Consider the following 16,168-nt stretch of genomic DNA (forward strand, 5'->3'; position numbering starts at 1 on the left):
ACGGCAGGTAATTCGGCGAGTGTACCCATTCGATGGCACCGCAATGGCGCACCTTGCCACGCAAATGAGAACTGTAGCGAGAAGGGTCAACTGAATTATCAAAGCGGTGAATTTTCACCGTTACATTCAGTTTCCTCTTCACCCAGAAACCCGCCGCTCTGCCGCGCCCAGAGCCGCGCATACAGCCCCCCCTGCGCCAGCAGGCTCTGGTGGTCGCCCTGCTCCACGATGCGGCCCTGGTCGAGCACGATGAGCCGGTCCATCGCGGCGATGGTGGACAGGCGGTGGGCAATCGCCACCACGGTCTTGCCCTCCATCAGGGCGTACAGGCTGGCCTGGATGGCCGCCTCGACCTCGGAATCCAGGGCACTCGTCGCCTCGTCGAGCAGCAGGATGGGCGCGTCCTTGAGCATCACCCGGGCAATGGCGATGCGCTGGCGCTGCCCGCCCGAGAGCTTCACCCCGCGTTCGCCGACATGCGCGTCGAAGCCCTGGCGACCGGCAGGGTCGCTCAGCGTGCGGATGAACTCGCTGGCCTCGGCCCGGGCGGCGGCATCGACCATGGCAGCGTCTCCGGCATCGGGACGGCCATAGAGAATGTTGTCGCGCACCGAGCGGTGCAGCAGCGAGGTGTCCTGCGTGACCATGCCGATGTGCTCGCGCAGGCTGTCCTGCGCAACGCGGGCGATGTCCTGGCCGTCGATCACGATGCGCCCCGACTGCACGTCGTAGAAGCGCAGCAGCAGGTTGACGAGGGTCGACTTGCCGGCGCCGGAGCGGCCGACCACGCCGATCTTCTCGCCCGGGCGGATGCGCAGCTGCAGCCCCTCGATCACCGGGCGGTGCGGGCCGGAGGCGTCGTAGGAGAAGGTGACGTCATCGAACAGGATCTCGCCATGCGGCACCGCCAGCGGCGGCGCATCCGGCCGGTCGACCACGGTGCGCGGACGCGCGAGCGTGCCGATGCCATCCTGCACGGTGCCGATGTGCTCGAACAGCGAGGTCATCTCCCACATCACCCAGTGCGACATGCCGTTCAGGCGCAGCGCCATCGCGGTGGACGCCGCGAGTGCCCCCACGCCGACCTCGCCGCGCATCCACAGCCACAGCGCCACACCCGCGGTCGACACGATCAGGCCCATGCTCAGCAGGTGGTTGACCACCTCGAAGCCGCTGACCAGGCGCATCTGCCCGTGCACCGTGCCCAGGAATTCGCCCATCGCGCTGCGGGCAAAGCCGGCTTCGCGCCGCCCATGCGAGAACAGCTTGACGGTGGCGATGTTGGTGTAGGCGTCCGAGATGCGCCCGGTCATCAGCGAACGCGCGTCCGCCTGCTTCTGCCCGATGCGGGACAGGCGCGGAACGAAGTAGCGCACCGACAGCGCATACAGCAGCAGCCAGACCGCGAACGGCCACAGCAACCAGAGGTCGAGCCGCCCGGCCAGCGTGGTCATGGTGACGAAGTAGATGACCACGAAGACCAGGATGTCGCAGGTGATCATGGCGGTGTCGCGCACCGCCAGCGCCGACTGCATCACCTTCGCCGCCACCCGGCCGGCGAACTCGTCCTGGTAGAAGGACATGCTCTGGCCGAGCATCAGCCGGTGGAAGTTCCAGCGCAGGCGCATCGGGAAGTTGCCCGCCAGCGTCTGGTGCTTGAACATGGTCTGCAGCAGCACCAGCACGGTGCTGCCCATCACCAGGGCGGCCAGCCCGAACAGGCGGCCCCGCTGTTCGGCCCAGAGCTGCTGCGGCGGCGTGCGGCCCAGCCAGTCGACCAGATCGCCGAGCACCCCGAACAGGTAGGCCTCGAAGGCACCCGTGCCCGCGGTCAGCAGTGCCATGGCCAGGATGTAGGGGCGCACGCCAGCGGTGCAGCTCCACATGAAGCGCAGGAATCCGCGGGGTGGCGTGGCCATCTCGGCCGCCGGAAACGGATCGACCAGGCGCTCGAATTTCTCTAAAGCGAAAAACACTTCTTGGTTCTCTCTGCAACGTTCAAGGGCGGATTGTGGGGGCTGCGACACCACCATTACCCGGCTCCGACCAGACCACACAGACACTTGCGCCGGACCCGTCCAGACTGCAAGGCATGCAACACCACCACCCCCTCCCCACCGCTGCGGCACCCGACCTGCCGCGTCGCCAGATGCTGATGGCACTGGCCGCCATGGGCGCCGGCCCGGCCCTGTGGCCGACCACCGCCGCCGCGCAGGTCGCCCCGGTCTACGGCAACTTCCGCGGCGCCAGTCTGGGCGACAACGCCAACCTGAACGGCGCGGTCGCGTTCCCCGCGGGCCACGCCTTCAACACCGACATCAGCCGGGCCGTGGTCGATCCCGCGTCGGCCTCCATCCTGACCAGCATCGGCCTGACCGCCAACCTGCGCCCGGACTTCGGCTCCGGCACCTGGGATGGCGGGCCGATCGGCATCCCGTACACCGTCGTCTCGGGCACGCAGGCCAAGGTCGCCATCCGCTTCACGGCCTACGGCAGCGAGAGCGACCCTGGCCCCTACCCGGTACCCCGCACGGCGCCGATCGAGGGCGGACCGAACAGTGCCGGTGACCGCCACGTGATCGTCATCGACCGCGACAACCAGCGGCTCTACGAGCTCTACCGGGCGTTCCTGCAAGCCGACGGCAGCTGGAATGCCGACTGCGGCGCTGTCTTCGCGCTCGACAACATGGTGATCCGCCCGGGCGCCAAACCCGGCTGGACCAGCGCCGACGCGGCGGGTCTGCCGATCCTGCCCGGCCTGATCCGCTACGAAGAAGCCAGCAAGGGCGCTGGCGGCATCCGCCATGCGCTGCGTTTCACGGTCTCGAAGACCCGCAAGGCCTATGTGCCACCGGCCAGCCACTGGGCGTCCAGCAACATCAGCACGGCCCTGCCGCCGATGGGGGCGCGCTTCCGGCTCAAGGCGGGCTTTGTCATCCCGAGCACCTTCAGCAACGAGGCCAAGGCCATCCTGACAGCGCTGAAGACCTACGGCATGTTCGTCGCCGACCACGGCAGCAACTATTACCTCAGCGGCGTGCCAGATGCCCGGTGGAACAACAGCCGGCTGATCGCCGAACTGAAGACGGTCAAGGGCAGCCACTTCGACGTGGTCCAGATGACCGGACTCGTCAAGGGCTGAACCAACCGGGCCCGCCTCGGCGCCGGTCCGCGGCGTCAGCGGCCCTTCTTCGGCGCCACCTTCGCGCCGGTGACCCGCGGCGGCAGGCCGGTGTGCTGGGTCAGGATGCGGCCCGCCCCCGGCACCACGATCTTCGCCTTGCCCGCCGGCTTGGCGACCGAGGTCTTGATGCCGACCGGCGTCGAGTTCTTGCGCCGCGCACTCTGGTAGCTGCCGTCGGTGGTGGGCTGGTAGGTGGGGATCAGGTGGTGCTTGCCGTTGCCGATCAGATCGGCGCGGCCCATCTCGCTGAGCGCCTCGCGCAGCAGCGGCCAGTTGTTGGCGTCGTGGTAGCGCAGGAAGGCCTTGTGCAGGCGGCGGCGGCGGTCACCGCGCACGATGTCGACCTTCTCGGCGCGGCCCGCCTCGCGGCTCAGGCCCTTGAGCGGGTTGAAGCCGGAGTGGTACATCGCGGTCGCGGTGGCCATCGGGCTGGGGTAGAAGGTCTGCACCTGGTCGGCGCGGAAGCCGTTCTTCTTCAGCCAGACGGCGAGGTTCATCATGTCCTCGTCGCTGGTGCCGGGGTGGGCGGCGATGAAGTACGGGATCAGGAACTGCTTCTTGCCCGCCTCTTCGCTGAACTTCTCGAACAGCTGCTTGAAGCGGTCGTAGGTGCCGATGCCCGGCTTCATCATCTTGGACAGCGGGCCGCCCTCGGTGTGCTCGGGCGCGATCTTCAGGTAGCCGCCGACGTGGTGCGTGACCAGCTCCTTGATGTACTCGGGCGAGCGGATCGCCAGGTCATAGCGCAGCCCGGAGCCGATCAGGATCTTCTTGACGCCGCGCAGCGCCCGGGCGCGGCGGTACATCTGGATCAGCGGCTCGTGGTCGGTCTGCAGGTTCGAGCAGATGCCGGGGTAGACGCAGCTCGGCTTGCGGCACGCCGCCTCGATCTCGGGCGACTTGCAGCCGAGGCGGTACATGTTCGCGGTCGGGCCACCCAGGTCGGAGATGACGCCGGTGAAGCCCTTCACGCGGTCGCGGATGTCCTCGATCTCGCGGATCACCGAGTCCTCGGAGCGGCTCTGGATGATGCGGCCCTCGTGCTCGGTGATCGAGCAGAAGGTGCAGCCACCGAAGCAGCCGCGCATGATGTTGACGCTGAAGCGGATCATTTCCCACGCGGGGATCTTGGTCGTGCCGTCGTGGCCGCCCTGCTCGTCGGCGTAGGCCGGGTGCGGGCTGCGGGCATACGGCAGGTCGAACACCAGGTCCATCTCTTCGGTGGTGAGCGGGATCGGCGGCGGGTTGATCCAGGCGTCGCGCTCGCCGTGGCGCTGCACCAGCGCGCGGGCGTTGCCGGGGTTGGTCTCCAGGTGCAGCACGCGGTTGGCGTGGGCGTAGAGCATCTGGTCACTCTTGACCTGTTCGTAGGCCGGCAGGCGGATCACGGTGCGCTCGCGCGGCGGCATCTGCAGGCGGCCGGTGGCGCGCGCCGTCGGGATGAAGCGAATCGGCTGCACATGGCCTTGCGCAGCACCCGCGTCGCCGCCCTCCTCCTTGGCACAGGTCGTGCCTTGCTCGGCGGCCTGCTCGGAGGTGGTCTGGTACGGGTTGATGTGCGAGTCGATGCGCCCGGGCAGGTCGACCTCGCTCGAATCCAGCTCGAACCAGCCTTCGGCGCTCGGGTCGTTGGTGCGGCGCATGAAGGCGGTGCCACGCACATCGGTGATCTGCTCGACCGGCTCGCGCGCGGCCAGGCGGTGGGCGATCTCGACGATGGCGCGCTCGGCGTTGCCGTAGAGCAGCAGATCGGCCTTGGAGTCGACCAGGATCGAGCGGCGGACCTTGTCCTGCCAGTAGTCGTAGTGCGCGATGCGGCGCAGCGAGGCCTCGATGCCACCGAGCACGATCGGCACGTCGTTCCACGCTTCCCGGCAGCGCTGGGCGTAGACCAGCGAGCTGCGGTCGGGCCGCTTGCCGCCAAGGCCGCCGGGGGTGTAGGCGTCGTCACTGCGGATCTTGCGGTCCGCGGTGTAGCGGTTGATCATCGAATCCATGTTGCCGGCGGTGACGCCGAAGAACAGGTTCGGCTTGCCGAGCACCTTGAAGGGGTCGGCGCTCTGCCAGTCGGGCTGGGCGATGATGCCGACGCGGAAGCCCTGCGCCTCCAGCATCCGGCCGATCACGGCCATGCCGAAGCTGGGGTGGTCGACATAGGCGTCGCCGGTCACCAGCACGATGTCGCAGGAATCCCAACCGAGCTGCTCCATCTCGGTGCGGCTCATCGGCAGGAACTTGGCCACACCAAACCGTTTGGCCCAGTACGGACGGTAGCCGTCCAGGGCTCTGGGCGCGCGGGGCATGGTGGGGGCGGTCAGGGTGGCGGCCAAGGCAGGGCTCTCGATGCGTGAAGAAATCAACCTTCGATTGTCTTCGGTCGAGGCCCGCACCGCCAGCACGGATTGAATTCACCTTCCGAACCGGCGGGCACCCGCCCGCCACCCAGGCCGGCCGCAGCGCCGCTTCAGACGCAGAGGTGGCGGCGCATCCGTGCGAGGCGCTTTTCACCGACACCCTTGATGTCGAGCAGGTCGTCGATCGACGCGAACGGACGCACGGCGATCACCGCCCGGGCCAGCGCGCGGTTGAGGCCGTCGATGGCCACCAGTTGCGCCTCGGTCGCGAGATTGACGTTCAGCAGATGCGCGTGCACGGGCCGGATCCTGGGCTTGGCCACCGGGAGCGGGGTCACTGCCAGTGCCGGTGCCGGTGCCGGTGCCGGTGCCGGTGCCGGTGCAGGCGCCGGTGCAGGCGCCAGCGCCACCGCACGGTGATCGCGCGTCAGCAGACCGTCCGGCGTCCATTCGCGCAGCATCAGCACCAGTTCGGACGCTGCGTCGGTCGGCTCGGTCCAGAGGTGGTCGCCCAGGCCATCACAGCCGGTCTGTCCGCCGAGTTGCCCGACATGGAGGGTACCGAGGCACTGTCCGGCAAACGCGCCGCCCGCATAGGGTTGCGCCAGTGCCCACAGCTCCAGGCACAGGCTGCCGCTGAAGTTGTCCGCAGGGCGCGGATTGGTGACGGCCACGGGATCGATCTGCAACCCGCCCACCACCGGCCGGGCCACCAGCGCATGCGCGCCCACCAGGGTCGGCTGCAGGAACGACTGTGTCATCGCGAAGATGCGGGCATCCCACTCCACCGCCTGCCCGTCAGGGCCGGGCACCGACAGCGTGAACACCATCTGCCAGTCGGCCTGACCGGAAGGCACGGCCGCGGCGACCACCTCTTCGACCAGTGCAGTCCCTGCACCGTCCAGCCTGGCGCAGACCTGCGCGACGAGGATGCGCGATGCCGTCCCGGCGGCCTCGGCGGGCTGGGCCCACAGCGCCAGCAGCACCTCGGCAGGCCCCCCGGCGACCTCCGCCCAGAGCGTGATCTGGTCCCCGTCCAGGCGATAGCCGTGGGCGCCTGCGATGTACGGTGCAGTGCGCAGTGCGGCTTCGGCGTGGTCTGTGGCGAGTCCGGAAGAAAGTGGAGCGTTCAGGAAGGTCATGTGCGGTGTCGAGCCGGAGGGCTCCCGATGGCTTGTCAAAGCGCTCAAGGGTAATCCCGAAGCGTGGTCATTTTCATGACTTGACGCGGACTCGTCATAAATAAATGCATTCAAATCGCACCAAGATAGTGCCTATTGATGACAAAACCAGATCAATACCGCCGATCGCACAAACAAGGTGCACGCACCGGGGGGATCGGGCCCGGACACCGGCATGCGTGCGATGCGCATCACTGGAGTGCGGTCGCGGGGATGCCTTATGCTGCGAGCCACTTTTCGGCATCTCGCGCGAGGCCGGCCAACCGGTCGACACCGCGTTCCGACCACGGATCGCGACGCCGAGGCTGCGCCGGGTGATCCGCGGGGGATGCCTCGTCCACGCCACGCTCAGGAGCACGCCATGGCAACACCCAACTATTCCTACGAAAAACGTCAGCGCGAACTCGCCAAGAAGCGGAAGACGGAAGAGAAGCGCAATCGCAAGTCCAACCCCGGCCGCGACGATGGCCAGGTCTCGGCCGATCCGTCAGCACCCGCCGAGGGCGGCCCCCCGCCACAGTCCGGCACGGGCGAGACTGCCAGCGCAGGCTGATCCCCGGCCGGGGTGATCCGGTCAGGCCTGTCGACCGGCCTTGCGCCGGCCGAACAGCACCACGCCCAGTCCGGCCGCCAGCATCATCTCCAGTGCAGGTTCAGGGACGGGGGCGATGGTTTCCCCGATGCGAAGCACCTGGGTCACGTCCCAGCCCAGTTCCGCCAGACGGACCTGGGCGTGGTAGCCATCACTGAAGGTCACCTGCACATACGCATGGCGCAGCGAGGCGCCGCTGAAGTCCAGGTTCTGGCTGTCGACCTCCCCGGTCGGCGCATGCACGATGCGGTCCAGATCCAGCCCGTCGAAGGTCCAGGTCTCCTGACTCGCCAGTTGCAGGCCGGACCAGACCTGCGACGAGTAATGGGTGCTGCTGCCAGCCAGACGGTCCGCGTGGTGGCCGTCGCTGAGATAGTCCTCCCATACGCCAGCACCATCCTCCTGCGCACCCATCGAATAGGTAACACCTGTCACCAATATCCCGGCATCGGACTGGTTCAACACCGTCCCCGCCTGCAGATACCAGTCTCCGTCCAGCGTCACCGTCGCCGCGTGCAACGTCTGGGCCTGCCCCGCCATCGAGATCGAAGCGGCAATCAGTGCCGTGATCATTTTGCTGTTCATACCAGTTCCCGTGTTTACCCAAGGCTGCGTGGCTCAGACCTTGAGCTATTTATGTTTGAAGATCAGTGTCTGCCACTGGCTCCAACCGTAACGGGATCGCACGGCATTCTTTCATTCGCTCACCCCTTGAATGCGGGGAGTTCCAGCGCCTGACTGCGCACAATGACTGAGTAATTCACGGTCGTAACCCCCTGTTTCGCGGGGTTTCAGGCCTGTTGCACCATGTATTTGTTCATTCCAGGGGCTGACTGGCTGGGGGAAGCCCCAGAGCTGCAGGCTCACCCGATCAGCCACTCGTCACGCAGACGCCGCATGAATTCAGGGGCCGGAACCGGCCGACCCAGCAGAAATCCCTGCGCCACATCGCACTGCTGCTGGGCCAGGAAGTCGAGTTGCGCCTGCGTCTCCACGCCTTCGGCGACCAGCCCGACCTCCAGACTCCGCGCCAGGGCGATCATCGCGGTCACCAGCCGCGAACTGCCTGCATCGTGCGGCACGTTGACCAGGAAGGATCGGTCGATCTTGAACCGCTGCACCGGCAGGTCGCGCAGGTAGGACAGGCTGGAATAGCCCACCCCGAAATCGTCGATCGACACACCGACACCCAGATCGGCGAGTCGGTCCAGCAGCCCGCGGGCCTGCACGGTATCGGTCACGGCGGAACTCTCGGTGATTTCCAGCTCCAGCAGGGCGGCCGGCAACGCATGCCGCGCCAGCGACTCCCGCACCGCGCTGACGATGTCGTCGTCCACCATCTGCCGGCTCGCCAGGTTCACCGCCACGGACAGCGGCCGGCCGGCCACCGCCTGCCAGGTGAGCGCGTGGCGGCAGGCCTCGTCCAGCACCCAGCGGCCGATCGGCACGATCAGCCCGGACTCTTCGGCCATGGGAATGAACTCGGCTGGCGAGACCATGCCCTGGCTGTGGTGGTTCCAGCGCAGCAGGGCCTCGGCGCCGACCAGCACACGGGTGCGGCAATCGAACTGGGGCTGGAAGTACAGCTCCAGCTCCCGGCGCTCCAGCGCCCGGTGCAGATCGACTTCGAGCTGGAGCTGTGCGGGCGAGTGCTGACGGTCCTCGCGGCGGTGGACGTGCAGCTGGCTGCGTCCGGCGTTCTTGGCCACGTACATCGCCGAATCGGCCTGGCTCATCAGGGTGATGCCATCCACGCTGGCCAGATCCTCTTCGCCCTCGACCCCGGTGATGCCGATGCTGCCGCTCACGCGCAGCCGGTGGCCATCGATCTCCAGGGGCTCGGACAGCAGCCGGAGGATGCCGCGGGCGTGTTCCTCGATGTGGCGCAAGGCCTCGGGCTCGACCAGCAGCACCGCGAACTCGTCGCCGCCGAGGCGGGCCAGCACGGCCTTGTCGTCCAGCGCTCCGCGCAGGCGTGCGGCGATCTCGAGCAGCACCCGGTCCCCGACCAGGTGCCCGAGCGTCTCGTTGATCTTCTTGAACCGGTCCAGGTCGATGATCATCATGGCCAGCGGCACCGAAGTCCCGGTGGCCGCGCTGGCACGCAATTCGGTCAGCGCCTGCGCCAGTCGCTTCTGGAACACCTCGCGGTTGATCAGGCCGGTGAGTCCGTCATGCTGCGCCAGCTTGCGCATCGCCGCCGCCGCGCGCAGGCTCACGCTCTGGTCGCGCAGCAGGCCCAGCCATTCACCACGCGGCGCGGCGGGTCCGAGCGGCCGGCAGGTCAGTGACACCGGGAAACCGGACCCGTCCGCACGCAGCGCCCGCAACTCGATGCGGACATCCTCTGCATGCGATCCCGCGTGGACCAGCCCGCGCAGGCAATCCAGCAGCACGGTCCGGTCCGCCGGATCGATCAGGTCGAGCAGCGGCTGTCCGCACAGCGACCGGCGCTGGAACATGCCATGCGCGGCGGGATTGGCCGCCAGCACGCGGCTGTCGGCGTCGAAGGTGATGATGCCCTCGGTGCTCTGGTCGATCACGCCGCGCAGGCGGGCACTGTCGGATTCGGCCTGCTGGTCCATGGCGCGAACGACCTCCGCCGACCGGTCTACCCGGCGCTGCATCTGGCGCAGGGTCATGGCCAGCACCAGCGTGCCCAGCGCGCCCGACAGCAGTACCAGCAGCGCCTCGGGCCGCAGCAGATACAGGTCGGGATCCTGGTGCAGCGACAGCATCCACAGCCGCTGCCCCACCTCGATCACGTAGCGCCGTTCCAGTGCCGGCCCGCGCAGCGGGTCCAGCCATGGCCGTGCCACCAGACGGCCATCGGCGCCGCCCCCGCCCTCGAACAGGATGATCTCCGGCTGCCCGCTGCCACCTTCTGTCGTCCCGATGTCGCTGAACTTCACCTGGTAGGGCAAGGTGACCCCCTCGGGCATCACGTTGGCGATCAGCCGACCCAGATCGACGGACACGTTGACCTGACCCAGGAACCACTGGCGACGCAGCGCGACCGAGCCCGGTTCGCCCTGGCCGCCGGTCTGCCGGTAGACCGGTACCCCGATGTCGATGCCCTCGAAGCCTTCGGGCAGTCGATACGGCGGTGTCAGCGTGCAGACATTGTTGTCGCGTGCCAGTTCGATCCACCGGGCGCGGTCGGCATCGACCGCCGGATCGGCCTGCGGGCCGCTGTCACCCGGCTGGCGGTAGCGCGTCAAGAGCCGACGGCTTCCGGCATCCCAGACATCCAGGTGCACGGAGACCACCTCCGGCAGGTTCTCCCGCACCTGGAGGATGTCGTAATGGGTCTTGAACTCGGCCTGCGACACGTCCTCGCTGGACAGGAACAGGCCCTGGAAACTGAGGGCCACATCGACCAGACGCTTCACGTGGCGGTCGAACAGCAACTCCCGGGCCTCCCCGAACGCAGTGAAGCGCGCCTGCGCATCCTGTGCCAGGCGACCCGCCACCATGCCCCAGGCCATCAGCGTGACCACGCACCCCAGCGCAATCAGCCCGCGACCGAGCCACCGGCTGATCCGGGCATCACCGGGTACGCCGTACCCGTCCTGTCTGGCTGTTCTGTCGGTCAAGAGCGTCCTCGTCCATCCCCCTCGCGGTACCGGGACATCGGCAGTGCCTGTGAAACCTGAAGTCGCGCCCCCCTGTCAGGCCGCCACCCCACCACGCCAGAGAAGCCGCGATTGTCAAGACCTTCGCGGGAAGGTGCACGTTTATTCGTCCCTCGGGAACGGCCCGGTTCACGCGAACCAGATCTTAAGACGGGGCACGGATCGTACAAAAAGTCACACACTTCCGGTTATTCTTACAAATAGACACCCTTAGAACAAACAGACACAACCGGTCGTCCCGCCACCGAATTCCCCGAACTGCACATGCTGCGCACCCACTCTCGCCATTCCCCTCCCCTGTTCCGATGTGGTTCGATCGGCACGGTCCTGCTGCTGTCGGCCGCTGGCAGCCATGCCGCAACGCGCGCGCCGATGCTGAGCGTGTCCCTGGAAAGTCCGCTCGGCCCGGCCTGGGCCTGGACCCTGGTGGTCGTGATGATGGCCATCGTCGTGCTGCTGGCGGCCTACACCTTCCGCCACTACTGGTTCTCGCTGAACCGGCTCTTCGGCGACCAGCGCCACCCCTACGCCAGCATCGTCAGCGCCGACTGGCCGCGCGTGACCATCTTCGTGGCCGCCCACAACGAGGAGGCGGTGATCGAGGACTGCCTGGTCAACCTGATGGGCGTGGACTACCCCGCCGACCGCATGCTCGTGGTGCCGGTGAATGACCGATCGAAGGACCGCACGCGGGAGATCATCGACGAGGTCGTCACCCGCTACCCGGGGCGCATCCGGCCGTTCCACCGCACGGACGGCAAGCCCGGCAAGGCGGCCGCACTCAAGGACGCCACCGAAACGGTGGACACCGACTTCATCATCGTCTTCGACGCCGACTACCTGCCCTCCAAGGGCCTGATCCGGCGGCTGATGGCGCCCTTCTTCGACCCGGAGGTCGGCGCGGTGATGGGCCGCGTGGTCCCGCAGAACTGCGGCGCCAACCTGCTGACGCGGCTGCTCGACCTGGAGCGCTCCGGCGGCTACCAGGTCGACCAGCAGGCGCGCATGAACCTGGGGCTGGTGCCGCAGTACGGCGGCACGGTGGGCGGCATCCGGCTGTCGGCCCTGCATGCCGTGGGCGGCTGGCACGACGACGTGCTGGCCGAGGACACCGACCTCACCTACCGCCTGCTGCTCGGCAGCTGGAAGACCATCTACCAGAACCGCGCCGAGTGCTACGAGGAGGTGCCGCAGAACTGGTCCGTGCGCACGCGCCAGATCAAGCGCTGGGCCAAGGGCCACAACCAGGCCATGTGGCGCCACACCATCGCGCTGCTGCGGCAGTCGGACCTGAGCTGGCGCGAGCGCATCGACGGTGCACTGCTGCTGGGCGTCTACATCATGGCGCCGGTGCTGATCATCGGCTGGGTGGTGAGCCTGCTGCTGTACTTCACGGTCTCGGTGCAGTGGATCGCGCCGGCCCTGCTGCTGCTGGCGTTCATGTCCCACGGTGCGCTGGGCAACTTCGCCGCCTTCTTCGAGATCGCGGCCGCGACCCACATGGACCGCTCGCACAACCGCATCCGGCTGCTGGCGTTCAACTGGCTGGGCTTCATCGTCAGCGCGGTGGCGATCGCCCGCGGCGCGCTGGAGCAGATGGTGCTCGACCGCATCGGTGCCCCCAAGTTCCAGTGGGACAAGACCATCCGCTACCGCACCGCGGCACCGAAACCGGGAGCACAGGCATGAGAACCACCCTGCTGCTGATCCTGCTGACGCTGTGCATCGTGCTGCTGCCGCTGGTGCCGGCCTTCCGCGAATGGCGCAAGCCGACCGACGTGACGCCGCTGCCGATCGACGAGACCGATGCACTGGAACCCGAGTACCTGGCCCGGCGCTTTTCGGGCCTGATCGGGCCGGCGCTGGAGAAGGGCCAGATCGAACTCGGCGGCGTGCCGCTGGTCCACCTGCCGGCCAATGCCATCCACGCGCCCTGGCCGCTGAACGACCAGGAGATCCGCTCCGGACGCACCCGGCGCATCTGGCACACCGATGGCGACTGCATGCTGCCCGAACGGCTGCACTGCCTGGCCGAGATGTCGGCCCGCGGGGCCATGCGCTCGGCCGCCGGCCACACCTACCGGGCGCTGCTGAGCGGTGCACAGCTGTCGCTGTCGCCGCGCACCCGGGTCATCCGCTGGGCCCACGCCCGCAGCATGGCCATCGGTGACCACTGCCAGCTGCCCGCCCGCATCAGCGCCACGCAGGTGCTGATGGTCGGACGCGAGGTGAGCTTCTCGCTGCTGCACGCACCCGCCATCCGGTTCACCGGCCAGGCCGCGGCCGACTGGATCATTCCACCGGACGGCCGCTGGTCGATCGGCACGTCGGACGGTGTGCGGTGGGACGCCGTCACCGGCATCGGCCGGGTGCCGGGCCTGCTGCACGTGCCGCCGCTGCGCCGCTGGCGTGGCGATCTGGTCGCCGCGCACCACCTCTCGCTCGGCGAGGGCTGCGAGGCGGAAGGCAGCCTGCGCGCCGGCTCGCTGAACATCGGGGCCGGCTGCACCATCCAAGGCGGGCTGATGGCACCGGGAGAAATCTATCTGGCCGCCGGCGCGCAGGTGCAGTCCTCGATCGTGTCGGAGACGCTGGTCGTGCTCGGTGCCGGCTGCGTGATCGGCGTGCCCGGCGCGCACGCGACCGTGCGCGCGCCGCGGGTCGAGATCGGCAAGGGCGTCGTGGTGCACGGCACGGTCTGGTCCGGCCAGCGCCTGCAGGCGGTGGGTCACCCGGACGACCGGGACCTCGATCCGATGGACGAGTCCGGCCTCGGGGCACTGGTGCGCTGGAACAGCGTCTCCGGACGCGGTCTGGCGAACGCGGATCTGAAGATCCCCCCGCTGCGGCAGTGGGGCGGTGATCTGGTCTGCCAGGGGGACCTGGAACTGGGCGCACGCTGCCATGCACGCGGCAGCCTGAAGGCCTACGGCGACCTCGGACTCGGCGCCGGGGTGCGGGTCGATGGCAGCGTGGTCGCGCAGGGTGATGTCCTGGTCGGCGCGGGCAGCACGGTGGGTGGCTCGGTGGTGTCGGAAACCGCGGTCGTGCTCGGCCCGGGCTGCACCATCGGCACCCCCGAGCGGCACGCCACGGTCTGCGCACCCCGCATCGAGATCGCCCTCGGCGTGGTCGTGCACGGCACGGTCTGGGCAGGTGCCAGCGGCGATGCGGTGGGGTCGCTGCAGATCGGCGCCGATGTCGACCTTGATGCGCACCTGACCGATCTGCCACACCAGCCGGCACTGCCGGGGAGGGCTGCCGCATGAGCGCCGGAATCATGGCCCGGATGGCCGCATGGAACTGGGGCCGTCTGCTGATGGCGCTGGCACTGGCCGGCGCCGCCGCCGGCACCTGGTGGCAGGTCCGGTCCGCCCGCCTGCCGGACAACGTGCAGCAGATCGTCCTGCTGCTGCCCGATGCCGAATCGAACGACCCGGTCCAGGTGCAGGCCTGGCAGGACGCCGCCGAGGAACTCGGCATCCACCTCGTCCCCCGGACCGCCTCGCAGGTGATGCGCGCCGGTCGCCAGGCGCAGGGCACCGCCTTCATCCTGCCCGACACCCTGCACCGCCGCATGAGCGACGTGCTGATCGGCCACCTGCGCGAGCGGGTGCGGGCCGGTGACACGCTGATGCTGGTGCATGACGCCGGCCTGTCGGACATCGACGGCCGCTACCGTTCGGAACGCTCGCGGCTGTCGGATCTGGCGGGCGTGCAGTACGGGCTGTATGGCGAACTGAAGACCGGCATGCTGCGCGACACCCCTGCCTGGGTGCTGCCGGAGCAGGTGCAGGCGCTGGGCATTCCACCGGGCAAGCTGGTGCGCGGCGCAGAAGGCCGCCCGCAGACCAGCGCGCAGCCGGCGCCCGGCCCGGACGAGCCACTGTCGATCGCAGGCTACGTCTACGGCGAGCTGAAGTACCCGACCTTCGTCACCCGCGGCCACTACGACGGCACCCGGCTGATGACCACCGCCGATGGCAGCCTGCTGGCCGGACTGCACCGCTTCGGCGCGGGGCAGGTGCTCTTCGTCAACCTGCCGCTGACGCAGCTGAAGGTGCGCACCGACGGCCTGCTGCTGCACAGCTTCCTGCAGTACTACGCCGAGCGCGTGGTCGGCACGCCGCAGCTCTCGCCGATGCCGCAGGGCCGCGGCGCCGTGGTGATGAACTGGCACATCGACGACCGCAAGGCCCTGCCGGCACTGGAGCGGGCCGCCGAGATGGGCGCGTTCAAGCAAGGCCCCTACTCCATCCACTTCACCGCCGGCCCTGACGTCAACGAGGAAGGCGACGGCAAGGGCATGGACATGGCCAACAACCCGCAGGCGCAGGACTGGGTGCGCCGCCTGGGGGCGGCCGGTCACGAGATCGGCAGCCACGGCGGCTGGATCCACAACTGGTTCGGCTCGCGGGCCGACAAGCTCGACCGCGAGGTGGCCGCCTCGCTCATCGAGCGCAACTCCTCGCTGCTGCTGGAAGTGGGCGGCAAGGCGGTGCACGAATACTCGGCCCCCGTGGGCAACCACCCGACCTGGACCACGGCCTGGCTCAGGAAGCGCGGCCTGCGTTCGTACTACTTCACCGGCAACACCGGCATGGCGCCGACCCGCAGCTACCAGGACGGCGTGCGGCCGCTGCCGGACATCTGGTCGTACCCGGTGCTGAACTTCGGCGTCTATGCCTCGTTCGAGGAAGCCAAGGCCGACCAGATGCCGGAAACCGAGGTCGCCGCCTGGCTGACCGACGTGAACCGCTTCTGCGCCGACCACCGCACGCTGCGGCTGGTGTATTTCCACCCGATCGGGCTGGTGATGTACCCGCAGGCCTTCCAGCGCTGGCTCGAGAACGGCAAGGAACTCGCCGACCAGGGCCGCCTGCGCTGGATGACGATGGCCCGGTACAGCGAATTCGCCAACCAGCGTCTGCGCACCCGCTGGACGCTCGTCGACTCCAGCCAGAGCGCCAGCCTGCCCAGCCAGCAGCTCGAAGCCCACCACCCCCAGTCGCTCGACGGCATGACCTGGCTGCTGCCGCGCAGCCGCTACGGCCCGCCGACCATCGCCAGCGGCCAGGCCGTCATCGACGAGATCGACGGCCAGTGGCGCGTGGTCGCCGGCCCCGGCACCGGACTGCGGCTGCACCTGCCCCTGGAGCCGCGCGGCGCCAGGGCGCCCTCCTGAACCCCCACCACATGACCTGCACTCCAGCACGCCCTGC

The 16,168-nt window shown here is 68.5% G+C and carries 10 protein-coding genes; 5 read left to right on the plus strand and 5 right to left on the minus strand.

Going from position 1 to position 16,168, the window contains the following annotated elements:
* Positions 1-98 precede the first annotated feature (98 nt).
* Entirely contained in the window at positions 99-1,919 is a 1,821-nt protein-coding gene (locus BDD16_RS00260; protein WP_246332643.1) for an ABC transporter ATP-binding protein, read from the minus strand.
* 173 nt (positions 1,920-2,092) lie between these two features.
* On the opposite strand from BDD16_RS00260, the gene BDD16_RS22855 reads away from it, so the two are divergent.
* Positions 2,093-3,142: a hypothetical protein gene (locus tag BDD16_RS22855; protein WP_179631980.1), complete on the plus strand. Its 1,050-nt coding sequence runs from the start codon at positions 2,093-2,095 to the stop codon at positions 3,140-3,142.
* A 35-nt stretch (positions 3,143-3,177) separates the two neighbouring features.
* Here BDD16_RS22855 and BDD16_RS00270 read toward each other — a convergent pair whose 3' ends face one another.
* Both BDD16_RS00270 and BDD16_RS00275 read right to left on the minus strand, forming a co-directional pair.
* A complete protein-coding gene (locus tag BDD16_RS00270; protein WP_179631982.1) occupies positions 3,178-5,487 on the minus strand; it encodes a YgiQ family radical SAM protein in 2,310 nt (769 codons plus the stop codon).
* Positions 5,488-5,648: 161 nt separating this feature from the next.
* Positions 5,649-6,680, minus strand: coding sequence for a ComEA family DNA-binding protein (locus BDD16_RS00275; protein ID WP_179631984.1), 1,032 nt, complete (start codon positions 6,678-6,680; stop codon positions 5,649-5,651).
* A gap of 400 nt (positions 6,681-7,080) precedes the next feature.
* On the opposite strand from BDD16_RS00275, the gene BDD16_RS00280 reads away from it, so the two are divergent.
* Entirely contained in the window at positions 7,081-7,272 is a 192-nt protein-coding gene (locus BDD16_RS00280; protein WP_179631985.1) for a hypothetical protein, read from the plus strand.
* A 21-nt stretch (positions 7,273-7,293) separates the two neighbouring features.
* Here BDD16_RS00280 and BDD16_RS00285 read toward each other — a convergent pair whose 3' ends face one another.
* Both BDD16_RS00285 and BDD16_RS00290 read right to left on the minus strand, forming a co-directional pair.
* Positions 7,294-7,896, minus strand: a complete 603-nt coding sequence (locus tag BDD16_RS00285; RefSeq protein WP_179631986.1) for a hypothetical protein — start codon at positions 7,894-7,896, stop codon at positions 7,294-7,296.
* 278 nt (positions 7,897-8,174) lie between these two features.
* Positions 8,175-10,907: a bifunctional diguanylate cyclase/phosphodiesterase gene (locus BDD16_RS00290; protein WP_179631987.1), complete on the minus strand. Its 2,733-nt coding sequence runs from the start codon at positions 10,905-10,907 to the stop codon at positions 8,175-8,177.
* 303 nt (positions 10,908-11,210) lie between these two features.
* On the opposite strand from BDD16_RS00290, the gene BDD16_RS00295 reads away from it, so the two are divergent.
* The 3 genes from BDD16_RS00295 to BDD16_RS00305 are packed head-to-tail and all read left to right on the plus strand — an operon-like array spanning position 11,211 to position 16,131.
* The gene (locus tag BDD16_RS00295) at positions 11,211-12,635 is read left to right on the plus strand and encodes a glycosyltransferase family 2 protein (protein WP_246332433.1); all 1,425 of its coding nucleotides are present in this window, start codon (positions 11,211-11,213) and stop codon (positions 12,633-12,635) included.
* A complete protein-coding gene (locus BDD16_RS00300; protein WP_179631988.1) occupies positions 12,632-14,215 on the plus strand; it encodes a polymer-forming cytoskeletal protein in 1,584 nt (527 codons plus the stop codon). The genes BDD16_RS00295 and BDD16_RS00300 overlap by 4 nt, the downstream gene beginning before the upstream one ends.
* The gene (locus tag BDD16_RS00305; protein ID WP_179631989.1) at positions 14,212-16,131 is read left to right on the plus strand and encodes a polysaccharide deacetylase family protein; all 1,920 of its coding nucleotides are present in this window, start codon (positions 14,212-14,214) and stop codon (positions 16,129-16,131) included. The genes BDD16_RS00300 and BDD16_RS00305 overlap by 4 nt, the downstream gene beginning before the upstream one ends.
* The last annotated feature ends 37 nt before the right edge of the window (positions 16,132-16,168 follow it).

The sequence above is a fragment of the Sphaerotilus montanus genome, from assembly GCF_013410775.1.
Lineage (GTDB): Bacteria > Pseudomonadota > Gammaproteobacteria > Burkholderiales > Burkholderiaceae_C > Sphaerotilus > Sphaerotilus montanus.